The organism is Thermus hydrothermalis, assembly GCF_022760925.1.
Classification (GTDB): Bacteria; Deinococcota; Deinococci; order Deinococcales; family Thermaceae; genus Thermus; species Thermus hydrothermalis.
Genome location: NZ_JAKTNT010000022.1, coordinates 1 through 21,082, shown reverse-complemented (window position 1 = coordinate 21,082; position 21,082 = coordinate 1). Strand labels below are relative to the sequence as shown.

The window sequence follows — 21,082 nt, the reverse complement described above, 5'->3', positions numbered from 1 at the left end:
ATGGACGCCCTAGAGATCCTGCGGCTCAACCTCCTCTCCCCCATGGTCCTGGCCTTCTTCCTGGGGGTGGCGGCGAGGCTTTTGAAAAGCGACCTGGCCTTCCCCGAGGCCCTGTACACGGCGCTATCCATCTACCTCCTCTTCGCCATCGGCTTTAAGGGCGGGGTGGAGCTTTCCAAGACGCCTTTCCTGGTCGTCCTTCTTCCCGCCTTGGCCACCCTCCTCCTCGGGCTTTTGCGGCCCCTCACGGGCTATTTCCTGGCCCGGAGGGCCCTCAGGGTAAGCCGGGTGGACGCCTCCGCCTTGGCCGCCCACTACGGCTCGGTTTCCGCCGTGACCTTCCTCGCCGCCCTCACCTTCGCCCAGGCCCTGGGGGAAAGGCCCGAGGGGTTCTTGCCCACCCTGGTGGCCCTCCTGGAGGTGCCGGGGATCGTGGTGGCCCTCCTTTTGGGCAAGCGGGGAGGGGGGAACCTGCACGAGGCCCTGCGGGAGGTCCTCACGGGCAAGAGCGTGGTCCTCCTCCTTGGGGGGCTCGTGGTGGGGGCCCTCTCCGGGGAGAGGGGGATGGAGCGGGTCAAGCCCTTCTTCGTGGACCCCTTCTACGGGGCCCTCACCCTCTTCCTCCTGGACATGGGGATGGTGGCGGCCTCGAGGCTTTCCGTCCTGAGGCAGGTGGGCTTCCGCCTGGTCCTCTACGGGACGCTCCTCCCCCTCCTCCACGGGGCCCTTGGGGTCTATTTGGGCCACCTGGTGGGGCTTTCCCCGGGAGGGGCCATGGTGCTTGGGGCCATGGCGGCCAGCAGCAGCTACATCGCCGCCCCGGCGGCGGTGCGCATCGCCTTGCCTGAGGCCAACCCGAGCCTGTACCTGGGGGCGAGCCTGGCCGTCACCTTTCCCTTTAACCTGGTCTTGGGGATACCCATCTACCACGCCCTGGCCAAGGCGATAGGGGGGTGAGCCGTGAACCTGGTGCCCTTGAAGCTGGTGACCATCGTGGCGGAAAGCCTCTTGGAGAAGAAGCTGGTGGAGGAGATCAAGCGGCTTGGGGCCAAGGGCTACACCATCGTCCCCGCCCGGGGGGAGGGCTCCCGGGGGGTGCGGAGCGTGGACTGGGAGGGGCAGAACATCCGCCTGGAAACCATCGTTTCCGAGGAGGTGGCCCTGAAGATCTTGGAGCGCCTGCAGGAGGCGTACTTCCCCCACTACGCCGTGATCGCCTACGTGGAGAACGTCTTCGTGGTGCGGGGGGAGAAGTACGTCTAGCGCCGCCGGAGGAGGGGGAGGAGGGCGAGGAGGAGAAGGAGGGGCCAAAGGAGCCAAGGGGAAACCCTTTGGCCGAGGAAGTAGGCGAAGAGGACGAGCCCCTGGGTCCAAAGGAGGCTTCCCAAGGCGGCAAGAACCAGGTAAAGGGCGAGGGGGAAGCCTAAGGCCCCGAGGAGGAGGGGGAGGGCTGTGCGCACCCCGGGGAGGAAGGGGGCGAGGAGGAGGGTCGTGGGGCCAAAGCGCATCAAGACCTTTTCGGCGCGGGCAAGAAGCGCCTCGGGTAGCCGCCTGCGCACCTCCTTGCCCAGGGCCCGGCCGATGGCGTAGCCCACCCCATGCCCCAGGAAGCTTCCCAGGAAGAGAAGGGGGAGAAGGGGGAAGAGGCTAAGCCGCCCCTCCCCCGCCAGAGCCCCCAAGGCCAGGAGCAGGGTGTCCCCCCCGGGGACGAAAAGGCCGAAAGGAAACCCCACTTCCAGGAAGAGGACGAAGGCGGGGGCGAGGTAGGCCCACATCCTAGGCGGCTTGCTCCTTGGGCCTTCTCAGGGCCCAAAGGCTTCCCAGGAGGAGGACCCCCAGGATGAGGAGGCTAAAGGCCTCCTTGTCCAGGCCCAGGGCGAGCTCGGGCCGGTGGAGGACCTCCTTGGCGAGCTTGTCCCAGCCGCCCACAAGGAGCTTCACCCCGGCGAGGCCCACCACCACGTAGGCCAGGTGCTTGAAGCGGGGGTAGCGGTCCAGGAGGGTGACCACCAGGCTTGCCAGCATCCTGAGGGCCAGGATGCCCAGGAAGACCCCGGTGTAGATGACCCAAAGCTTGTCGGAAAGGGCCACGGCCACCAGGACCGAGTCCACGGCGAAGGCCAGGTCCATGAGCTCCACCTGGGCCACCACCTTCCAGAACTGGGCGGCGCTCACCTCTAGAGGGGGCGGGGCGTGGGCCTCCTCCGGCTTCAGGAAGTGCCTGAGGGCGATAAAGAGGAGGTAGGCCGCCCCCAGGACCTGGACCCACCAGAGCTGGATGACGAGGGCGGCGAAGAGGAGGGCAAGGCCCCTAAGCACGTAGGCGCCCAGGATGCCGTAGAAGAGCGCCCTCCGCCTCAGGTGCACGGGAAGCTTCTGCACGATGACCCCGAGGATCAGGGCGTTGTCCGCGGAGAGGATCACCTCCAGGGCCACCAGGATGAGGATCACCGAAAGGACACCCGCTTCCATTCCCTACCTCCACAAAGAAAAGACCACCGCTTGAGCGGTGGTCTTGCCCGGGCTTCCTGCCCCCGGCCCCCGGGGCCCAAGGCCCGTCCTGACGGGGTACCGGCTTGGGGCTACTCCCCAACCGGGGCCATTATACAACCCCGGAAAAGGGGATAGGGTTTTCCGGGTATACTGAAGGGCATGGAAGCGGAGGCCAAGCTGCCTACCAAGGAAGAGGTCCTCGAGGCCCTCAAGGTGGTCTACGACCCGGAGATCCCGGTGAACATCGTGGACCTAGGCCTCGTGTACGACGTGGAGGTGCACGAAAACGGCATGGTGGACATCACCATGACCCTCACCGCCATCGGCTGCCCCGCCCAGGACGTGGTGAAGGCGGATGCGGAGATGGCGGTCATGCGCCTACCTGGGGTCCAGGGGGTGAACGTGGAGTTCGTCTGGACCCCGCCTTGGACCCCGGCGCGCATGACGGAGGAGGGGAAGCGGATGATGCGCATGTTCGGCTTCAACGTCTGAGGAAGGGCCTCGAGGGCGGGGGGCTTCCCCACCCTTTGGGGCCATTGTCCGTGGCTGGGGTGGAAAAATAGGGGCATGCCGGTTAGCCGCTATTACGACGTCAAGCGGGACGAAAAGGGCGAACGTTACCTGGAGCCTTACGTCACGGGTTTTCTCCTCCTAAGGCTTCCCCTCCTCAACAAGGGCACGGCCTTCACCGAGGAGGAAAGGCGCGCTCTGGGCCTAGAAGGCCTCCTGCCTCCCCACGTGAACACCCTGGAGGAGCAGAAGGAACGGGTCTACCGCCGCTACCGCCTCATCGCCTCCCCCCTGGACAAGCACATCTACCTCCGCCACCTCCAAGACCGCAACGAGGTCCTCTTCTACGCCCTTTTGGTGGACCACCTGGAGGAGATGCTCCCCATCCTCTACACCCCCACGGTGGGGGAGGCGGTGCGGGAGTTCTCCCACATCTACCGCTACCCCCGGGGCTTCACCGTGAGCACCCGAAACATTGACCGGGTGGAGGAGGCCCTGGCGAATGTCCCCCTAGAGGAGGTGCGCCTCATCGTGGCCACGGACTCCTCCGCCATCCTCGGCATCGGGGACCAGGGGTATGGGGGGATGGCCATCGCCATCGGCAAGCTCACCCTGTACACCGCCGTGGGCGGGGTGGGGCCCGACAAGACCCTGCCCGTGGAGTTGGACGTGGGCACGGACCGGGAGGACCTCCTCAACGACCCCCTCTACCTTGGGGTGCGGCACAAGCGCTTGAGGGGCGAGGCCTACTACCGGTTCCTGGACCGCTTCGTGGAGGCGGTGCGCAAGCGCTACCCCAAGGCCCTCATCCAGTGGGAGGACTTCGCCAAGGAGGCGGCCTTTACCGTGCTGGAGCGCTACCGCAAGGTGGTGCCCTCCTTCAACGACGACATCCAGGGCACGGGGGCCGTGGCCCTGGCCGGGGTGCTTTCCGCTTGCCGCCTCAAAGGGGAGCGGCTTTCCGAGCAGGTGGTGGTGGTCTACGGGGCGGGGGCCGGGGGGGTTGGCGTGGCCTGGGCCTTGGTGGAGGGGATGAAGCGGGAGGGCCTGAGCGAGGAGGAGGCCAAGGCCCGGGTCTTGGTCCTGGACTCCCGGGGGCTTTTGGTGGAGGGGCGGAACATGGAGGCCTACAAGCGGCCCTTCGCCCAGAAGCGGGAGCGCCTTCGGGACTGGCGTTTTTCCGGCGAGTACCCAAACCTTTTGGAGACTATCCAAAACGCCCGGGCCACGGTGCTCCTCGGCCTTTCGGGCCAGGGGGGAAGCTTCACCGAGCCCGTGGTGCGGGCCATGCTGGAAAACACCCCTAGGCCCGTGATCTTCCCCCTTTCCAACCCCACCTCGGCCAGCGAGGCCCTGCCCGACGACCTCATCTACTGGACGGAAGGGCAGGCCCTGGTGGCGGCGGGTAGCCCCTTCCCCCCCGTGGGCTACAAGGGCCGGACCATCCCCGTGGGCCAGGGGAACAACGCCTTCATCTTCCCTGGGCTCGGCCTGGGGGCGGTATTGGCCCGGGCCCGGGAGGTGACGGACGGGATGGTCCTCGAGGCCGCCTACGCCCTCTACGAGTTCACCCGAGAGCGCTTCCCCGACCTCCTTTACCCCCCGGTGCGCCACCTCAGGGAGGTTTCCCCCTACGTGGCCGCCCGGGTCATGCGGAAGGCCCTGGAGGAGGGCGTGGCGGAGGAAGAGCGCATCCAGGGGCTTTCCTTCCCCGAGCTTTACGCCTTCGTGCAAAGCCGCTTCTGGGAGCCCAAGTACCTCCCCTACCGCCCCGCCCCGGTAATCTAGGGGCATGGCCTGGCGGCTTTACGCCCTAGAGCTCCCCCAGGCCCAGGACCTCTTGCCCGAAGGGCCGGAGCCCGAGGGGTTCTGGCCCCTGGAGGAGCCCTGGGCGGCGAGGAGGGCGGAGGCCCTCCCTTGGCCCGAGCCCCTTTACTTCCTGGACGGCAAGGAGCGGGCGGAGGGGCTTTTGGCGGAGGGAAGGCGGCTTGCCCTTTTGGGGTGCGTGGCCGCGGGGGCCGTGGTCTACGAGGGGGGGAGGATGCGCCTCCTGCCCCCCAGGGTGCGCCGGGTGGGGGTGGGGCTTTCCGAGCCCCTGAGGGTAGGGGAACTCCGCTACGAGCCTTTCCCGGCGGAGGGGGAAGGGGTTTACGCCCTCCAGGAGGGCTTGCGGCGGGCGAGGGCCAACCTCGAGGCGGAGGTGGCCCAGGAGCTTTCCGGGGGGCTTCTCGTGGTGGATGGCCCCGTGCGCCTCAAGAGGGTGGGGCCCATCCTGGGCTACATCAAGACCCATTGGGCCCGCTACCTGCCCCCGGAAAAGGAGGCGCTCTTGGCGGCCCTCGCCCCCGGGGAGAGGACCCCCCTTTTCCGCATCCGGCGCAAGGGGTTGGAGCTTGCAAGCTGGTACCTGCGCCTGCCCCTGCCCCCGGAGGGGGTGAGGCCCCCGGAGGCGGGGCTTTTGCGCCTGGAAACCCCTTTGGATGGCCCCTATGGGTGGCTTGCGGCGCTTTCCCTAAGCCTTTTCCCCGCCCTGGCCTCCCACCCCGTGAAGGACCCCAGGGCGCCCCAGAACCTCACCCCCGTGGGGGGCTTGGAAAGGGAGTTGGGCCGTAGGATGGGAAGCCGCGAGGTGGTGGCCCGGCTTTTGGCTCGGTACTTGGGAGGTGGTTGATGGAACGGGTGGGCGTGGTTTTGGGTAGCCGGGAGGCCACCCCCTTGGCCTTCTGGGTGGGGGTGGAGGGGGAGGGCCTCCTGAGACTGGACGACCTGGTGGTGGTGGAAGGCTTCCACCCCAAGGTGGGCAGGGTGCGCTACTTCGGCATGGTGGACCACGTGGCCAAGGTGCACGAGGGGGAAACTTACGATACGGACACCTTCTTGGCGGTGGAGGGGCACATCCCCGTGAGCCTGGCCTACGTGGCCCACGTGAGCGTGACCCGCATCCTCCCCGAGGAGTTCTTCCCGCCCGACCCCGGCTCCCCCGTCTACCTGGCGAAGGGGGAGGACCTGGAGCTCGCCCTCTACTACGAGGGCATGCGGAACCAAAAGGGGACCACCAAGCTCCCCGCCGGCCTCCTCAAGAACGGGGAGGTGGCCTATTTGAACCTGGAGTTTCTGAACGGGGTGAAGGGCGGGCACGTGAACATCTCCGGCATCAGCGGGGTGGCGGCCAAGACCAGCTACGCCACCTTCCTCCTCAAGAGCCTCCTGGAAAGCGGGGTCTTGGAGGACGCCCACCAGGCCAAGGTCCTCCTTTTCAACGTGAAGGGGGAGGACCTCTTCTTCCTGGACAAGCCCAACGCCCGCCTCACGGAGGAGGCCAAGGCGGAGTACGAGGCCCTGGGCCTTCCCCCCACGCCCTTTAGGAGCGTGGCCTTCCTGGCCCCTCCCAAGAAGGACGGGTACGTGCCCGACGTGGACACCCGCCTCGAGGGAGTGCGGGCCTACCACTACGACCTGGTCCAGTTCTGCCAAAGGGGGCTTCTCCCCTTCCTCTTCGCCGACCGGGGCTTCATGACCAACCTGGGCTTTTTGGTCCAGCACCTCACGGAAAAGCTCCGGCGCCTCGCCGAGGGGCAGAAGGGCCCCCACCTCCTGGTGGACGACTGGCCCCGGGAGGAGCTACCCGAGGCGAAGGCCTTTGACGCCCTGGGCAAAGTGCCCCTAAGGAGCTTCGCCGACCTGGTGCGCTACCTGGAGTACAAGCTCCTGGGCCCGGAAACGGGGGAGGGGGAAGGGGACAGGTCCTGGACCGCAAGGCAGGCCCGGGGCACCCTCGAGGCCTTCGTGAGGCGGCTTAGGGCCAGCGTGGAGAACGTGGCCCACCTCATCCGGGGCGACCGCCCCGGAAACCCCCCAGACCCCCTGAAGGGCGAGCAGGTCCACGTGGTGGACCTGGCCAAGCTCTCCCCCCAGGCGCAGATGTTCGTGGTGGGAAGCCTCCTCAAGGACGTCTTTGAGCGCAAGGAGCGGGGGCAGTACCGGGGCCGGGTCTTCATCGTCTTGGACGAGCTCAACAAGTACGCCCCCCGGGACGAGGAGGGCCCCATCAAGGACGTGCTTTTGGACATCGCGGAAAGGGGCCGCTCCTTGGGCGTCATCCTCATCGGGGCGGAGCAGACGGCGAGCGAGGTGGAGCGCCGGGTGGTGGGGAACGCCGCCATAAGGGTGGTGGGCCGCCTGGACGCCGCCGAGGCGGAGCGCCCCGAGTACCGCTACCTCCCCACCACCTTCCGCCAACGGGCCCTCATCCTGCCCCAGGGGTGGGTGATCCTCCACCAGCCGGAGATCCCCGTGCCCCTTTTGGTGCGCTTCCCCTTCCCCGCCTGGGCCACCAAGCGGGAGGAGGTCTTGGAGGACAACTCCGCCGAGGCCCTGAGGCGCGAGCTCTTTTAGGGGTAGCATAGCCTTGGTATGAAGCGCACCCCCCTTTACGAGGCCCACCTGCGCCTGGGCGGGCGCATGGTGGCCTTTGCCGGCTACGCCCTTCCCCTGCAGTACACCTCCATCGTGGAGGAGCACCTGGCGGTGAGGCGGGAAGCGGGCGTGTTTGACGTGAGCCACATGGGGGAGTTCTGGGTGCGGGGGGAGGAGGCGCTCCCCTTCCTCCAGTGGGCCACGGCGAACGACGCCGCCCGGCTCAAGGTGGGGAGGGCCCAGTACTCCATGCTCCCAAACGAAAGGGGCGGGGTGGTGGACGATATCTACCTCTACCGCCTGGGCGAGGCGGAGTACCTCATGGTGGTCAACGCCGCCAACATCGCCAAGGACTTCGCCCACCTCGAGGCCTTGGCAGAAGGCTTCCGGGTGGAGCTTTTGGACCGCTCCGAGGCCACCGCCCTCCTCGCCCTCCAAGGCCCCAAGGCGGAAAGCCTCCTGCAGGGGCTTACCGACGCCGACCTAAAGGGGCGCAAGAAGAACGATGTCTTCCAGGCCCAGGTGGCGGGCCGCCCTGCCCTCCTTGCCCGCACGGGGTACACGGGGGAGGACGGGTTTGAGCTCTTCCTGGCCCCCGAGGACGCCGAGGCGGTCTTCCTGGCCCTGGTGGAGGCGGGGGCGAAGCCCTGTGGCCTTGGGGCCCGGGATACCCTGCGCCTCGAGGCCGGCTTCCCCCTCTACGGCCACGAGCTCACCGACACCACCAACCCCCTCTGCACCCCTTGGGCCTGGGTGGTGAAGAAGGAGAAGGCCTTTTTCGGCAAGGAGGCCATGCTTTCCGGAGCCTGCCGGGAAAAGCTCGTGGGCTTGGTCCTGGAAACGGGCATCCCCCGGGAAGGCTACCGGGTATTCTCCGGCGAAGCCCCGGTGGGCCGGGTGACGAGCGGGGGCTACTCTCCCCTTCTGGAAAAGGGCATCGCCCTGGCCTACGTGGAGGAGGGGGCGGAAGCGCCCTTCTTCGTGGAGGTGCGGGGAAGGCGGGTACAGGCTTCCCTTAGCCCCTTGCCCTTTGTGCCGCTAAAATAGCGGGGGTTAGGAGGCGCTATGGACATACCCAAGGACCGCTTTTACACCAAGACCCACGAGTGGGCCCTGCCCGAAGGGGACACGGTACTGGTGGGCATCACCGACTACGCCCAAGACGCCCTGGGAGACGTGGTCTACGTGGAGCTCCCCGAGGTGGGGCGCAAGGTGGAGAAGGGCGAGGCGGTGGCGGTGGTGGAGAGCGTGAAGACCGCCTCCGATATCTACGCCCCCGTGGCCGGGGAGGTGGTGGAGGTGAACCTGGTCCTGGAGAAGACCCCGGAGCTCATCAACCAAGACCCCTACGGGGAGGGTTGGATCTTCCGCCTCCGCCCCCTGGACATGGGGGACCTGGACGACCTCCTGGATGCGGATGGGTACCAGGAGGCTTTGGAGAGCGAGGCCTAACATGGCTTTCCCGAGGGCGGCCCTTCCCCGCACGGGCTTAGGCGGGGGGGCGTGCCCCTCTGTGGCCCCGGGTCAAATGGCCCGGGGGTTTTGTTTAAGGATGGACCTATGGATTATACGCCCCATACCGAGGAGGAGATCCAGGAGATGCTTAAGCGGGTGGGGGCGGAGCGCCTGGAGGACCTCTTCCGCCACCTGCCCGAGGAGATCCTAAACCCCGAAATCGCCCTGCCCGAGCCCATGCCCGAGTGGGCGGTTTTGGAGGCGCTGAGGCGGCTTGCCGAGAAGAACAAGCCCGCCCGCAAGGCCTTCCTGGGCGGGGGGATCCGGAGCCACCACGTGCCCCCCGTGGTCCAGGCCCTGGCGGGCCGGGGGGAGTTCCTCACCGCCTACACCCCCTACCAGCCCGAGGTGAGCCAGGGGGTCCTCCAGGCCACCTTTGAGTACCAGACCATGATCGCCGAGCTTACGGGCCTCGAGGTGGCCAACGCCTCCATGTACGACGGCGCCACCGCCTTGGCGGAAGGGGTCCTCCTGGCCTTGAGGGAAACGGGCCGGATGGAGGTCCTGGTCTCCCAAGGGGTTCACCCCGAGTACCGGGCGGTGCTCAAGGCCTATCTGGAGGCGGTGGGGGCGGAGCTCAAGACCCTGCCCCTGGAAGGAGGGCGCACCCCCTCCTTCCCGGTGCCCGAGGGGGTGGGGGCGGTGGTGGGGCAGAACCCCAACTACCTGGGGGCCCTGGAGGACCTCGCCCCCCTGGCGGAGGCGGCCCACCGGGTGGGGGCCCTTTTCGTGGCGGTGGCCGACCCCCTTTCCCTTGGGGTCCTCAAGCCCCCGGGGGCCTACGGGGCGGACATCGCCGTGGGGGATGGGCAGAGCCTGGGCCTGCCCATGGGCTTTGGCGGCCCCCACTTCGGCTACCTGGCCACCAAGAAGGCCTTCGTGCGCCAGCTCCCGGGGCGCCTGGTTTCCGAGACGGTGGACGCCGAGGGCAAGCGGGGCTTCATCCTCACCCTGCAGGCCCGGGAGCAGTACATAAGGCGGGCCAAGGCCAAGAGCAACATCACCACCAACGCCCAGCTCACCGCCCTCATGGGGGCCATGTACCTGGCGGCCTTGGGGCCCGAGGGGCTTAAGGAGGTGGCCCTCCGGGGCGTGGCCCTGGCCCACCGGCTTTACCAGCTCCTCCTGGAGGTGCCGGGGGTGGAGGCCTTCACGCCCAAGCCCTTCTTCAACGAGTTCGCCCTGAGGCTTCCCAAGCCCCCGGAGGCGGTGCGGGCGGCCCTGGCGGCCCGGGGTTTCCACGCCGCCACCCCCGTGCCCGAGGAGTACGGGGAAAACCTCGCCCTCTTCGCCGCCACGGAGCTTCACGAAGAAGAGGACCTCTTGGCCCTAAGGGATGCCTTGAAGGAGGTGTTGGCGTGAACTATCCCCTGATTTTTGAACGGAGCCGCAAGGGTAGGCGGGGCCTGAAGCTCGTCAAGGAAGCGCCCCAGGCGGAAAGCCTCATCCCCAAGGCCTTCCTGCGGGAAACCCCGCCTAGGCTTCCCGAGGTGGACGAGCTCACCCTGGTGCGCCACTACACGGGGCTTTCCCGCCGCCAGGTGGGGGTGGACACCACCTTCTACCCCTTGGGGAGCTGCACCATGAAGTACAACCCCAAGCTCCACGAGGAGGCGGCGCGGCTTTTCGCCGACCTCCACCCCTACCAGGACCCCAAGACGGCCCAAGGGGCCTTGGCCCTCATGTGGGAGCTCGGGGAGTACCTGAAGGCCCTCACGGGCATGGACGCCATCACCCTAGAGCCCGCCGCCGGGGCCCACGGGGAGCTCACGGGGATCCTGGTCATCCGCGCCTACCACGAGGACCGGGGGGAGGGGAAGACGCGGCGGCTCGTGCTGGTGCCGGACTCGGCCCACGGCTCCAACCCCGCCACCGCCAGCATGGCGGGCTACCAGGTAAAGGAGGTTCCCTCGGGGCCCGATGGGGAGGTGGACCTCGAGGCCCTCAAGCGGGAGCTCGGCCCCCACGTGGCCGCCATCATGCTCACCAACCCCAACACCTTGGGGCTTTTTGAAAGGCGCATCCTGGAGATCTCCCGCCTGGCCAAGGCGGCGGGGGTGCAGCTTTACTACGACGGGGCCAACCTGAACGCCATCATGGGCTGGGCCCGCCCCGGGGACATGGGCTTTGACGTGGTCCACCTGAACCTGCACAAGACCTTCACCGTGCCCCACGGCGGGGGTGGCCCCGGCTCGGGTCCTGTGGGGGTGAAGGCCCACCTGGCCCCCTACCTGCCCGTGCCCCTGGTGGCCAAGGGGGAGGAGGGGTACTACCTGGACTTTGACCGGCCCAAGAGCATCGGGCGGGTGAAGAGCTTCTACGGGAACTTCTTGGCCCTGGTGCGCGCATGGGCATACATCCGTACCCTGGGGCTTCCCGGGCTTAAGAGGGCGGCGGCCCTTTCCGTTCTCAACGCCCGCTACCTGAAGGAGCTCTTGAAGGAAAAGGGCTACCGGGTGCCCTACGACGGGCCCTGCATGCACGAGTTCGTGGCCCAGCCTCCCCAGGGGTATAGGGCCTTGGACCTGGCCAAGGGGCTTTTGGAGCTGGGCTTCCACCCCCCCACGGTCTACTTCCCCTTGATCGTCAAGGAGGCCCTAATGGTGGAGCCCACGGAGACGGAGAGCAAGGAGACCCTCGAGGCCTTCGCCGAGGCCATGGGGGAGCTCTTGCAAAAGCCCAAGGAGTGGCTGGAAAACGCCCCCTACACCACCCCGGTCCGCCGCTTGGACGAGCTTAGGGCCAACAAGCACCCCAAGCTCACCTACTTTGACCCGGGGGTGGATTAGAGCCCGAAGTAGGCCCGGGCCTGCGCCACGTCCTCGGCGATCTGCGCCCTGAGGGCCTCGAGGCTAGGAAAGCGCCTTTCCTCCCTGAGGCGCTTCAGGAAGCGCACCCGGGCCTCCTCTCCATAAAGCTCCCCGGCAAAGCCTAGGAGGTGGACCTCAAGCCGCCTTTCCTCCCCGCCCAGGGTGGGCCTTGTGCCCACGTTGGCCACCCCCTTGTGGCGGCCAAAGGCCCCTTCCACCTCCACGGCGTAGACCCCGGGGGGTAGGACCTTCTTGGGGTGCACCGCCAGGTTGGCCGTGGGGAAGCCCAGTTTTCGCCCGAGCTTTTCCCCTTCCACCACCACCCCATAGGCCCCGTACGGACGGCCCAGGAGGTGGCGGGCCTCCTCCACCCTTCCCTCCAGGAGGAGGGCGCGGATGCGGCTACTCTTCACCGCCTCGCCCCCTAGGGTGAGGAGGGGGACGATGCGGGTGGGGGCCACCCGGGAAAGCTCCTCCACCCCTCCCGCCCGGCCCCGGCCAAAGCGGAAATCCTCCCCCACGTAGATGCGGCTTGCCCCTAGGGCCCTCAGGTCTTCCAGGAAGGCCTCCGCCGGCCTTTGGGCGAACGCTTCGTTGAAGGGCACCGCCAGGATGAGCTCCACCCCCACCCCCCTCAGGGCCTCCACCTTCTCCGTGAGGTCCATGAGGAAGCCCTCCCCCCGGGTGAAGACCTTGGTGGGGGGGTCAAAGGTGTAGACGAGAAGGGGCTCCTTTAAGGCTTTGGCCTCCGCCAGGGCCTGGCGCAGGAGGTACTGGTGGCCCAGGTGCACCCCGTCAAAGGAGCCCACGGCCACCACCTTGGGGCCTTTGGGGACGTCAGCGACCTCGGAGAAAAGCATGGTAGTAGAGGACCCCCACGAGGCCGGTGGCGGAAAACTCCGCTTGGCCTTTCTGGTGTAGCTCCAAGGCCTTTTCCGGCTCCAGCCAGACCACCTCTATGGCCTCGTCCTCGTCGGGGGTGGCCTGGGCCTCCTTTAGGTTCTGGGCCAGGAAGACGAAGGTCTTTTCGTCGGTGAAGCCCGGGGACACGTAGAAGCTAAAAAGGTAGCTCAGGTCCCCCGCAAGCCCCGTTTCCTCGGCGAGCTCCCTCTGGGCCGCCTGTAAGGGGTCTTCCCCGGGCTCTATGAGCCCCGCCGGGATTTCCAAGGGGGCAAGGCCCACGGCGGGGCGCATCTGGCGAACGAAGAGCATCTTGCCCTCGCGGAGGGCGATGATGGCCACCGCCGGCTTGTGCTCCACGATTTCGTAGCGCCCTTCCAGGGCCAGGTTCAGGATGCGCCCCCGGTAAAGATAGGTGCGGCTCACGCCTCCATGGTACGGGAAAACCCCGGGGCCTAGGCCCCGGGGGCAGGAAGCCTTTCCCTACTGCAAGGCATTCAAAGTGGCCAGGAGCACGGCCCGGGTGTAGGTGGGGTTGTGCACGCCCTTGGAGCCATCGTTTTCAATGAGGAGGTAGTTCCAAGCCGCCCGCACCACGGGGTCCTTGGTGGCGAACACGGGCTGGCCCTTCTCGTCCCGGATGTCCCCAAGCTGGCTGTAGAGGACCGTCCCGTCCGTGAGGGTCATCTTGAAGGCGATCTGGCCGGCGATGGAGAGGATGTCCGCCCGGTACACCGGGGCCTTCACCGCCACGTTCGGCGTGAACTGGCCGGTTTCGGGGTTGTAGGCCCGCACGGTCTTGATGCGGTCCCGCACCGCCAGCACCTTGGCGTTCACCTTAGCCCGGAGGAGGGAGAGGAGGTGCTCGGTGTTCTCCTGGACCATCTCCTGGGTGTACTTGGCCCCGTGGCAGGAGGCGCAGAGGTTTTCCGGGGCCTTGAAGGTGTGGCTTGAGTATTCCCCGGTGCCCGCCAGGCTCATGTGGCAGGCGGAGCAGGCGTTCCCGGTAAAGAAGGCGTGGGGGTTAGGCCACTCCTTGGTGTCGTCCACGAAGTAGGCGTTCTTGCCCAGGATCACATCCCCCTGGCTGGAGGCGTGGGGGTAGGTGTAGCGGCCTGGGTCCTCGGCGTTCCAGGTGATGCGGCCGTTTCTAGAGTTGTGGCAGGTGATGCACAAGGCGGCGTTCCCCACCGCCGTGGCCTTGAAGCCCGAGGGGAGCATGGGGGTGTCGTGGACGAGGCGCAGGTCCCCGTCCTGGTCGTGGCAGGTGTTGCAGGTGATGGGCTTCACCTGGTCCTTGGTGAGCCCCAGGGACTTGAGATATTCCACGGTGGCGGGCTTCCCGTCCGGACCCACCAGGTTTCCGGGGTTCCCCTTCTGGAGTTGCTCCAACCAGGCCAGGAAGCCTTGCTCGCTGTGGCAACGGGCGCAGTGGGCGGCGTTGGCTTGGCGTGCCTCCACCGTGGCCTCGGTGAGGGTCTTGTTCCCCATGACCCCGTTGTTGTGGGCGCTTTGCTCCCACTCCTTCTGGATGGCCTCCTTGCTGGAAAAGGCCACCATGAGGCCAAGGGCCAGGAGGGCGAGAAGGGCTTTTTTCATAAAGCTACCTCCTTACGGCTTTAGCTCACACCCCCATCATGACACAAGTCAAGGGCAATATGTCCCGGAAACGAGGCCCGTTACGTTTCTGAAGCGGATTTTTCTGGGACAGGGCTAAGCCTCCGGGCGCCTTGGCCATCCAGGTATACTGGCGGCGTGTACGGGGTGCTGGTGTGGCCGCCCCCTGACCTCCGGGCCTTCCTGGAGGCCTTGCAGGCCGAACACGGGGTGCGGGGGTTTGGCCCGCCCCACCTCAACCTGCGCCAGCCCTTTGAATGGCCCTACGAGGAGGAGGCCCTAAAGATTGCCCTCGAGGGCATCCTGCGGGGGCATGCCCCCTTCCGCCTGCGGCTTGGGGGGTGGGGCCATTTTCCCCAGGGGGTGGTCTACCTCCGGGCCTACGGGGGTAGCGCCTTCCGGAGGCTCTTCCACGCCCTCGAGCCCCTGGCCCCGCCCCTTAAGGAGATTGAGGGGCCAAGCTACATTCCCCACATCACCCTGGCCCTGGGGCTTGGCGAGGAGGAGGCTAGGGCCTTGGCGGCCAAGCTCCCCTTGCCCTTCCGCCGCTCCTTTTTGGTGAAGGAGGTGGCCTTGGTGAAGGACCAGGACGGGGGAGACCTGGTGGAGGTGGCGCGGTTTCCCCTCGCTAGGCCCACCTAGCCCTCAAAAGCGAAGGCCCCCGCCTAGGCGGGGGCCTTTTTGTACCCATGGCGGCCCAACGTGGGCCGCTGAAGAAGCGGAAGCCCCTTACGGGGAAGCATCTCTTGCAACCAAATCGCCGAAGCTCTACGGCCCTACTTCCCCGACCTGTCGCAATCCCCTTACGGGGAAGCATCTTTTGCAACACTCCAGGCAACCAAGTCGGGGAAGCCCGCCATTTGGGAGTGTGGGTCGCAATCCCCTTACGGGGAAGCATCTTTTGCAACTGGTGGTCATGGGGCCAGGCGGGTGTGGGGGGTGATGCGATGGGGGTCGCAATCCCCTTACGGGGAAGCATCTTTTGCAACCTCGGCGATATCCGCTATCTCCGTCGGTTCCTTCCTCATAGCCGTCGCAATCCCCTTACGGGGAAGCATCTTTTGCAACGCAGGATGGTGAGGGTTGAAGTCCCGTGGCGTAGGTACGATGAGTCGCAATCCCCTTACGGGGAAGCATCTTTTGCAACGGCAACCCCTCAAAAACGACGTTCTGGAGGGCATGCTCCAGAGGGGGGTTTATGAGAAAGATGAAGCTTGGAATATGCACATGCCGTATAAGGGCCATTTTTGGGGGTTTATGCCGTCAGGAAGGCGCATAGGAAACGGGCGATGAGAAGGGAAAAGCGCATAAAGCCCATGCCTAAGGCGAAAACTGGTTGTCAAGATGCCCACCGGCGGGTGCCGGTACCCTGATTTTACCACTTTACTGAAACGCTTGACGCGGTTCAAAAAAGGTGAGTGAAGGCCCTTGAAGAGCTCGCTATAACATGAGAAAGCGAAAAACGCGCCCTTTCCGTCGTGTCAAGTGGGCGAAAAAGAGAGGGGCGCCCTGGAGGCGCCCCTCCCGGCTCCGGTGGCTAGTCCAGGAAGTCCCGGAGCTTCCGCGTGCGGGACTCGTGGTACTTGAGCTTCCTCAGGGCCTTGTTCTCAATCTGGCGGATCCTTTCCCGGGTCACGCCAAAGTAGGCCCCCACCTCCTCGAGGGTGTGCTCCCGGCCGTCAATGAGCCCCTTCCGAAGCTTGAGCACCATGGCCTCCCGCTCGGAGAGCTTGGAGAGGGCCTTTTCCAGCTCCTCGGAGAGGAGGCTTTGGGCGGCGGCCTCCACGGGGGAGGGAAGGCGCTCGTCGGGTATGAAGTCGCCGTAGAAGCTGTCCTTCTCGTCCCCGATGGGTGTTTCCAGGGACACGGGCTCCTGAGCGATTTTCAGGGTTTCCTCCACCCGCTTGGCGTCCCAGCCCGGGCCCATGGCCTCGGCGATCTCCTCGTAGCTGGGCTCCCGGCCCAGCTCCTGCTGCAGTTGGCGGGCGGTGCGGGAGAGCTTGTTGATGGTCTCCACCATGTGCACGGGGATGCGGATGGTGCGGGCCTGGTCGGCGATGGCCCGGTTGATGGCCTGCCGGATCCACCAGGTGGCGTAGGTGGAGAACTTGAAGCGGCGCTTGTACTCAAACTTCTCCACCGCCCGGATGAGGCCCTGGTTACCTTCTTGGATTAGGTCCAGGAAGGAAAGGCCCCGGCCGGTGTACTTCTTGGCGATGGAGACCACCAGGCGCAGGTTGGCCTCAATCAGGTGTTGCCGCGCCGCTTCTCCCTCCCGGGCGATGTGCAGGTAGCGCTTGAGCTCCTTGGGGAGGCTTTTTAGCTTCTGGTCCACCTCCTCAATGGTCTTGGGGTCCAGCCTCCCCTTTAGGCCCGGGATCTCCTGGATGCGGGCGGTGCCCAGGATCTTGGCCCGCACCACCTCCCGGATGAGGTCCTGGTCCAGCCCCGTGGCCTCGGAGAGCTTCTTGATGGCCTCCATGCCCTCCTCCACCTTCCTGGCGAGCTCAATCTCCTCCTCGAGGGTGAGGAGGGGCACCTGCCCGATCTCGTGCAGGTACTGGCGCACGGGGTCGGAGGTGGAAACCTTGGGGACGGAAAGCTCTTCCTCTCCCTCCTCAAAGGGCTCCTCGCCCTCCGTTTCGGTGAGGAGAAGGTCGTCTTCCAGGTCCAGCCCCTCGTCCAGAAGGGCCAGGTCCGCCTCCGCTTCCAGGAGCTCGGGGTCGGGATCGGGGAGGTCCGCCAGGTCCTCCCCCGGGGCCTCCGGCTCGGGAAGGGCCTCTAGGGTGGTGAGGGTGTCCTTGGCCTCCATCTCCTCTTTGGTCTTCTTGCTCTTGGCCTTTTTCAACGCCGTCCTCCCTCCTTTTGGGCGTAAAGCACCTTGTACTCCCTCACCAAGAGGGTTTTGAAGGCACCGAAGCGTTCCTCTAGCAAGGGCTCGTACTTGAGAAAGGGGTTCGCCACCAGAAAAAACCCACCGCCCGGCATTAACCGGGCCGCCGCCGCTTCCACGAAGGCCTGGGCCACATCCAGGATGACCGCACCCCCCACGTGAAAGGGGGGGTTCGTAACTATGATGTCAAACCGTTCGCCTTCCGTCAAGGCCTCGTCCACGTCCGAGTGGAGCACGCGCGCCCGAAGGCGGTTTTCTGCAAGGCTTCGCTCCAAAGAAAGCACGGAAACCAGGTCGTCCTCCACCGCCGTCACTTCCCCGCCCCACCGGGCAAGGGGCAGGGTGAGGGCCCCGTAGCCCGCCCCCAGGTCCAGGACCCGTTTCCCCCGCACCCCCTCTGGGCCCAGGGCCTGCCGGAGGGCTTGGAGGAGCAGGATGGAGGCGGGGTCCACCTTGCCGGCGGAAAAGACCCCGGGGAGGTGGTGGAAGGTGAAGGTTTCCCCGAAAAGCCTGGCCTGGAAGCTCCGCCAGAGGGCGGGGAGGGGCGGGGCCTCCTTTTCCTTCTCCAGAAGGGCCACCCGCACCGGGCCTTCCCGCCGGATCACCTCGCCGTACCCGAAAAGGGCCTTGGCCTCTTTGAAGTAGCGCTCAAAGCCCTTGTTCTTATCCCCCGCCAGGTACGCCCTCCCCCCAAGGCGCAGGGCCCGGGCGGCGGCCACCAGGGTGGCCTCCACGTAGGCGGTGCCCCGGCCCGCGGGAAGAGTGAGGACCACCAGATCGTAAGCGCCCTCCTCCGCCTCCCATGGGGGGGCGAGGCGGGCCCTTAGGCCGCTTCGTTCCAGGCAGCGGAAGGCGGCCCGGGAGGTTTCTAGCCTTTCCACCGCCATCCGCCCTTCCAGGGGGAGGCTCGCCCAGCCCACCCCCGGGTTCAGGTCCAAGGCGCGCTCCCCGAAGGGGGCCACGGCCTTCTGCAAGGCCTCGTAGACGGGGTCCCGGTAGCCGCGGGCCCCGGGCTTCACGTAGAGGAAGCCGCCTTCCCGGGGCAGGGGGGTGAGGCGGTGGTAGGCCTCGAGGGTCAGGCTCACGTCTTTTCAGGATACGGGGCTTGGGAAGGAAGGGCAAATGTGATAGCATTCCTTTTCAAACCGCCCCAGGGGCGGGAAGGAGGCGAGCGTGGCCCTGGTGGTTCAAAAGTACGGCGGCACTTCCGTGGGCGACCTGGAGCGCATCCACAAGGTGGCCCAGCGCATCGCTCATTATCGGGAGAAGGGGCATAAACTTGCGGTGGTGGTGTCGGCCATGGGGCACACCACGGACGAGCTCATCGCCCTGGCCAAGCGGGTGAACCCGAGACCTCCTTTCCGCGAGCTGGACCTCCTCACCACCACGGGGGAGCAGGTTTCCGTGGCCCTCCTGTCCATGCAGCTTTGGGCCATGGGCATCCCCGCCAAGGGGTTTGTGCAGCACCAGATCGGCATCACCACCGACGGGCGCTACGGGGATGCCCGCATCCTCGAGGTAGACCCAAGGCGCATCCAGGAGGCTATGGAGGCGGGCTACGTGGCGGTGATCGCTGGCTTTATGGGCACCACCCCGGAAGGGGAGATCACCACCCTGGGCCGGGGGGGCTCGGACACCACCGCCGTGGCCATCGCCGCCGCTTTGGGGGCCAAGGAGTGCGAGATTTACACGGACACGGAAGGGGTTTACACCACGGACCCCCACCTGATCCCCGAGGCCCGGAAGCTGGAGGTCATCGGCTACGACCAGATGCTGGAGATGGCAGCCTTGGGGGCGAGGGTGCTTCACCCCCGGGCGGTCTACTACGCCAAGCGCTACGGGGTGGTGCTCCACGTGCGCTCTAGTTTTTCCTACAATCCCGGTACCCTGGTGAAGGAGGTCAGTATGGAGATGGGCAAGGCGGTGACGGGGGCGGCGTTGGACCTGGACCACGCCCAGATTGGGCTTATCGGCATTCCCGACCAGCCGGGCATCGCCGCCAAGGTCTTCCAGGCCTTGGCGGAACGGGGCATCGCCGTGGACATGATCATCCAGGGGGTGCCTGGCCACGACCCTTCCCGGCAGCAGATGGCCTTCACCGTGAAGAAGGACTTCGCCCAGGAGGCCCTCGAGGCCCTAGAGCCCGTCTTGGCCGAGATCGGCGGCGAGGCCATCCTCAGGCCGGACATCGCCAAGGTGTCCATCGTGGGGGTGGGACTCGCCTCGGCCCCGGAGATCCCCGCCAAGATGTTCCAGGCGGTGGCCTCCACGGGGGCCAACATTGAGATGATCGCCACCAGCGAGGTGCGCATCTCCGTCATCATCCCCGCCGAGTACGCCGAGGCCGCCCTGCGCGCCGTGCACCAGGCCTTTGAGCTGGACAAGCCCTGATGGAACGGGAGGCGCTTTCGTGGGACGAGCTTCTCGCCTGGGTCCGCCTCCTTGCCGAGAAGCTCCGGGATGAACCCGTTGACCTCCTCCTGGGCATCGCCCGGGGAGGCCTCATCCCCGCCGCCCTTCTGGCCCAGGCCCTTTCCATCCGGAATATCCTCACCGCGGCGGTGATGTTTTACGAGGGGGAAGAAACGCTTCCCGAGCCCGTCTTCCTCCAGTTCCCCCCTGACCCCCTCCTCTTCGGCAAGCGGGTCTTGGTGGTGGACGATGTCTGGGACTCGGGCCGCACCGCTTACGCCGTGAAGGGGCGCATCCGGAAGGCGGGGGGCGTGCCCGTGGTGGCCACCCTCCACTTCAAACCGGGCCGCAACCAGGTGCCGGACCGACCCGATTTCTACGCCAAGGAAACGGGGGCCTGGGTGGTCTACCCGTGGGCCCCCGAGGTCTGGCTTAGGGATTAGATAAGGCCCAAAGCCTTCACCTGCTCCATCTCGTCCAGGAGCTCTTGGGCCGTGATCTCCATGCGCTTGCGGGCGAACTCGTTGATGCTAAGCCCCTCCACGATGCGGTACTCCCCGCCCTTGGCGGTCACGGGGAAGGAGTAGACGATGCCCTCGGGGATGCCGTACTCCCCTTGGGAGGGGACGGCCATGGATACCCAGTCCCCTTCCGGCGTGCCCAGGGCCCAGTCGCGGATGTGCTCAATGGCGGCGTTGGCGGCGCTGGCGGCGCTAGAAGCCCCCCGGGCCTGGATGATGGCCGCCCCCCGCCCCGCCACGGTGGGGATGAACTCCTTCTCGTACCACTCCATGTCCACCAGCTCCAAGGCGGGCTTCCCGTCCACCTCGGCGTGGAAGAGGTCGGGGAACATGGTGGAGGAGTGGTTGCCCCAGACGGCGATGCGGCGGATGCGGTCCACGGCCACCCCGGTCTTCTTGGCCAGTTGGGCCTTGGCCCGGTTGTGGTCCAGGCGGGTCATGGCGGTGAAGTTCCGGGGGTTGAGGCCAGGGGCGTTCTTGTAGGCGATGAGGGCGTTGGTGTTGGCGGGGTTCCCCACCACCAGCACCTTCACGTCCTTCTTGGCCACCTCCGCCAGGGCCCGGCCTTGCTCGGTGAAGATTTTGCCGTTTATCTCCAGGAGGTCGCGCCGCTCCATGCCCGCCTTGCGGGGAGCAGCCCCCACCAGGAGGGCGTAGTCGGCGTCCTTAAAGGCCACCTTGGGGTCGTCGGTGGCCACCACCCCGGCGAGGAGGGGGAAGGCGCAGTCCTCCAGCTCCATGATGACCCCGTCCAGGGCTCTCAGGGCCTGGGGGATTTCCAGAAGCTGCAGGATGATGGGCTGGTCCTTGCCCAGCATCTCCCCCGCGGCGATGCGGAAGAGGAGGCTATAACCGATCTGGCCTGCGGCGCCGGTGACCGCCACGCGAACAGGGCTTTTCATGCGTACCTCCTTTGGGCTTACGCCCAAGGGGATTTTACGCTAACCCAAGTTGCTACCCAGCCATCTTCTGGGTCAGGAGACTGATGTTATGGG

The 21,082-nt window shown here is 66.5% G+C and carries 21 protein-coding genes and 1 CRISPR repeat array; of the genes, 13 read left to right on the top strand and 8 right to left on the bottom strand.

The genetic code is table 11. The features are described 5' to 3' along the window. Both L0C60_RS11615 and L0C60_RS11610 read left to right on the top strand, forming a co-directional pair. A complete protein-coding gene (locus tag L0C60_RS11615; protein WP_234508286.1) occupies nucleotides 1-957 on the top strand; it encodes a sodium-dependent bicarbonate transport family permease in 957 nt (318 codons plus the stop codon). Between the two features lie 3 nt (nucleotides 958-960). Next, nucleotides 961-1,263, top strand: coding sequence for a P-II family nitrogen regulator (locus L0C60_RS11610; protein ID WP_234508288.1), 303 nt, complete (start codon nucleotides 961-963; stop codon nucleotides 1,261-1,263). Here L0C60_RS11610 and L0C60_RS11605 read toward each other — a convergent pair. Together L0C60_RS11605 and L0C60_RS11600 are read right to left on the bottom strand one after the other, a co-directional pair. Next, nucleotides 1,260-1,775, bottom strand: a complete 516-nt coding sequence (locus L0C60_RS11605; protein WP_234508290.1) for a DedA family protein — start codon at nucleotides 1,773-1,775, stop codon at nucleotides 1,260-1,262. The genes L0C60_RS11610 and L0C60_RS11605 overlap by 4 nt on opposite strands. Before the next feature lies 1 nt (nucleotide 1,776). Beyond that, a complete protein-coding gene (locus tag L0C60_RS11600; RefSeq protein ID WP_234508292.1) occupies nucleotides 1,777-2,472 on the bottom strand; it encodes a TerC family protein in 696 nt (231 codons plus the stop codon). Nucleotides 2,473-2,652: 180 nt separating this feature from the next. Between L0C60_RS11600 and L0C60_RS11595 the strand changes: the two genes are divergently transcribed. The 8 genes from L0C60_RS11595 (at nucleotide 2,653) to gcvPB (ending at nucleotide 11,723) form a co-directional block, all read left to right on the top strand. Continuing rightward, nucleotides 2,653-2,985 carry a metal-sulfur cluster assembly factor gene (locus tag L0C60_RS11595; protein WP_234508294.1) on the top strand — a complete coding sequence of 111 codons (333 nt, stop codon included), beginning with the start codon at nucleotides 2,653-2,655 and terminating at the stop codon, nucleotides 2,983-2,985. Between the two features lie 75 nt (nucleotides 2,986-3,060). Further along, a complete protein-coding gene (locus L0C60_RS11590) occupies nucleotides 3,061-4,791 on the top strand; it encodes an NAD-dependent malic enzyme (RefSeq protein WP_234508295.1) in 1,731 nt (576 codons plus the stop codon). 4 nt (nucleotides 4,792-4,795) lie between these two features. Further along, entirely contained in the window at nucleotides 4,796-5,674 is an 879-nt protein-coding gene (locus tag L0C60_RS11585; RefSeq protein WP_234508297.1) for a DNA double-strand break repair nuclease NurA, read from the top strand. After that, nucleotides 5,674-7,398 (top strand): ATP-binding protein, encoded by a 1,725-nt coding sequence (locus L0C60_RS11580; RefSeq protein ID WP_234508299.1) that lies wholly within the window; start codon nucleotides 5,674-5,676, stop codon nucleotides 7,396-7,398. Before L0C60_RS11585 ends, L0C60_RS11580 begins: the two co-directional genes overlap by 1 nt. Before the next feature lie 18 nt (nucleotides 7,399-7,416). Next, entirely contained in the window at nucleotides 7,417-8,466 is a 1,050-nt protein-coding gene (gene gcvT / locus L0C60_RS11575) for a glycine cleavage system aminomethyltransferase GcvT (RefSeq protein ID WP_243092823.1), read from the top strand. A gap of 18 nt (nucleotides 8,467-8,484) precedes the next feature. Further along, nucleotides 8,485-8,871, top strand: coding sequence for a glycine cleavage system protein GcvH (gene gcvH / locus L0C60_RS11570; protein WP_243092822.1), 387 nt, complete (start codon nucleotides 8,485-8,487; stop codon nucleotides 8,869-8,871). A 108-nt stretch (nucleotides 8,872-8,979) separates the two neighbouring features. Further along, a complete protein-coding gene (gene gcvPA / locus L0C60_RS11565; RefSeq protein ID WP_243092821.1) occupies nucleotides 8,980-10,296 on the top strand; it encodes an aminomethyl-transferring glycine dehydrogenase subunit GcvPA in 1,317 nt (438 codons plus the stop codon). Continuing rightward, complete coding sequence (gene gcvPB / locus L0C60_RS11560) at nucleotides 10,293-11,723, top strand: aminomethyl-transferring glycine dehydrogenase subunit GcvPB (RefSeq protein ID WP_243092820.1); 1,431 nt, start codon at nucleotides 10,293-10,295, stop codon at nucleotides 11,721-11,723. The genes gcvPA and gcvPB overlap by 4 nt, the downstream gene beginning before the upstream one ends. Here the strand turns inward: gcvPB and ribF are convergent. Genes ribF through L0C60_RS11545 form a run of 3 tightly spaced genes read right to left on the bottom strand, consistent with a single transcriptional unit; the run spans nucleotide 11,720 to nucleotide 14,243 of the window. Further along, entirely contained in the window at nucleotides 11,720-12,604 is an 885-nt protein-coding gene (gene ribF, locus L0C60_RS11555) for a riboflavin biosynthesis protein RibF (RefSeq protein WP_243092819.1), read from the bottom strand. The genes gcvPB and ribF overlap by 4 nt on opposite strands. After that, complete coding sequence (locus tag L0C60_RS11550; RefSeq protein ID WP_243092818.1) at nucleotides 12,582-13,070, bottom strand: NUDIX hydrolase; 489 nt, start codon at nucleotides 13,068-13,070, stop codon at nucleotides 12,582-12,584. The genes ribF and L0C60_RS11550 overlap by 23 nt, the downstream gene beginning before the upstream one ends. Before the next feature lie 57 nt (nucleotides 13,071-13,127). Further along, a complete protein-coding gene (locus L0C60_RS11545) occupies nucleotides 13,128-14,243 on the bottom strand; it encodes a hypothetical protein (RefSeq protein ID WP_243092817.1) in 1,116 nt (371 codons plus the stop codon). A gap of 156 nt (nucleotides 14,244-14,399) precedes the next feature. Here L0C60_RS11545 and L0C60_RS11540 point away from each other — a divergent pair, with 156 nt between their 5' ends. After that, nucleotides 14,400-14,903 (top strand): 2'-5' RNA ligase family protein, encoded by a 504-nt coding sequence (locus L0C60_RS11540; RefSeq protein ID WP_243092816.1) that lies wholly within the window; start codon nucleotides 14,400-14,402, stop codon nucleotides 14,901-14,903. A 75-nt stretch (nucleotides 14,904-14,978) separates the two neighbouring features. Next, a CRISPR array of direct repeats spans nucleotides 14,979-15,408; the repeat unit is 36 nt; unit sequence GTCGCAATCCCCTTACGGGGAAGCATCTTTTGCAAC. 390 nt (nucleotides 15,409-15,798) lie between these two features. On the opposite strand, the gene rpoD is transcribed toward L0C60_RS11540, so the two are convergent. After that, nucleotides 15,799-17,109, bottom strand: a complete 1,311-nt coding sequence (gene rpoD / locus L0C60_RS11535) for an RNA polymerase sigma factor RpoD (protein WP_243092815.1) — start codon at nucleotides 17,107-17,109, stop codon at nucleotides 15,799-15,801. Then, nucleotides 17,106-18,239, bottom strand: a complete 1,134-nt coding sequence (locus L0C60_RS11530) for a methyltransferase (protein ID WP_243092814.1) — start codon at nucleotides 18,237-18,239, stop codon at nucleotides 17,106-17,108. Before L0C60_RS11530 ends, rpoD begins: the two co-directional genes overlap by 4 nt. Nucleotides 18,240-18,327: 88 nt before the next feature. Here L0C60_RS11530 and L0C60_RS11525 point away from each other — a divergent pair, with 88 nt between their 5' ends. Both L0C60_RS11525 and L0C60_RS11520 read left to right on the top strand, forming a co-directional pair. After that, nucleotides 18,328-19,545, top strand: a complete 1,218-nt coding sequence (locus L0C60_RS11525) for an aspartate kinase (RefSeq protein WP_234505194.1) — start codon at nucleotides 18,328-18,330, stop codon at nucleotides 19,543-19,545. Next, nucleotides 19,545-20,009, top strand: a complete 465-nt coding sequence (locus tag L0C60_RS11520; protein ID WP_234505197.1) for a phosphoribosyltransferase — start codon at nucleotides 19,545-19,547, stop codon at nucleotides 20,007-20,009. Before L0C60_RS11525 ends, L0C60_RS11520 begins: the two co-directional genes overlap by 1 nt. On the opposite strand, the gene L0C60_RS11515 is transcribed toward L0C60_RS11520, so the two are convergent. Then, nucleotides 20,006-20,989, bottom strand: a complete 984-nt coding sequence (locus tag L0C60_RS11515; RefSeq protein ID WP_234505200.1) for a malate dehydrogenase — start codon at nucleotides 20,987-20,989, stop codon at nucleotides 20,006-20,008. The genes L0C60_RS11520 and L0C60_RS11515 overlap by 4 nt on opposite strands. Between the last annotated feature and the right edge of the window lie 93 nt (nucleotides 20,990-21,082).

Bases quoted from the DNA above. Each gene is read 5' to 3' on its own strand.
- L0C60_RS11590 (WP_234508295.1), top strand. From the start codon at position 3,061: ATGCCGGTTAGCCGCTATTACGACGTCAAGCGGGACGAAAAGGGCGAA.
- L0C60_RS11600 (WP_234508292.1), bottom strand. From the start codon at position 2,472: ATGGAAGCGGGTGTCCTTTCGGTGATCCTCATCCTGGTGGCCCTGGAG.
- gcvPA (WP_243092821.1), top strand. From the start codon at position 8,980: ATGGATTATACGCCCCATACCGAGGAGGAGATCCAGGAGATGCTTAAG.
- gcvH (WP_243092822.1), top strand. From the start codon at position 8,485: ATGGACATACCCAAGGACCGCTTTTACACCAAGACCCACGAGTGGGCC.
- L0C60_RS11615 (WP_234508286.1), top strand. From the start codon at position 1: ATGGACGCCCTAGAGATCCTGCGGCTCAACCTCCTCTCCCCCATGGTC.
- L0C60_RS11595 (WP_234508294.1), top strand. From the start codon at position 2,653: ATGGAAGCGGAGGCCAAGCTGCCTACCAAGGAAGAGGTCCTCGAGGCC.
- ribF (WP_243092819.1), bottom strand. From the start codon at position 12,604: ATGCTTTTCTCCGAGGTCGCTGACGTCCCCAAAGGCCCCAAGGTGGTG.
- L0C60_RS11585 (WP_234508297.1), top strand. From the start codon at position 4,796: ATGGCCTGGCGGCTTTACGCCCTAGAGCTCCCCCAGGCCCAGGACCTC.
- L0C60_RS11520 (WP_234505197.1), top strand. From the start codon at position 19,545: ATGGAACGGGAGGCGCTTTCGTGGGACGAGCTTCTCGCCTGGGTCCGC.
- L0C60_RS11580 (WP_234508299.1), top strand. From the start codon at position 5,674: ATGGAACGGGTGGGCGTGGTTTTGGGTAGCCGGGAGGCCACCCCCTTG.
- L0C60_RS11515 (WP_234505200.1), bottom strand. From the start codon at position 20,989: ATGAAAAGCCCTGTTCGCGTGGCGGTCACCGGCGCCGCAGGCCAGATC.
- gcvT (WP_243092823.1), top strand. From the start codon at position 7,417: ATGAAGCGCACCCCCCTTTACGAGGCCCACCTGCGCCTGGGCGGGCGC.
- L0C60_RS11545 (WP_243092817.1), bottom strand. From the start codon at position 14,243: ATGAAAAAAGCCCTTCTCGCCCTCCTGGCCCTTGGCCTCATGGTGGCC.
- L0C60_RS11605 (WP_234508290.1), bottom strand. From the start codon at position 1,775: ATGTGGGCCTACCTCGCCCCCGCCTTCGTCCTCTTCCTGGAAGTGGGG.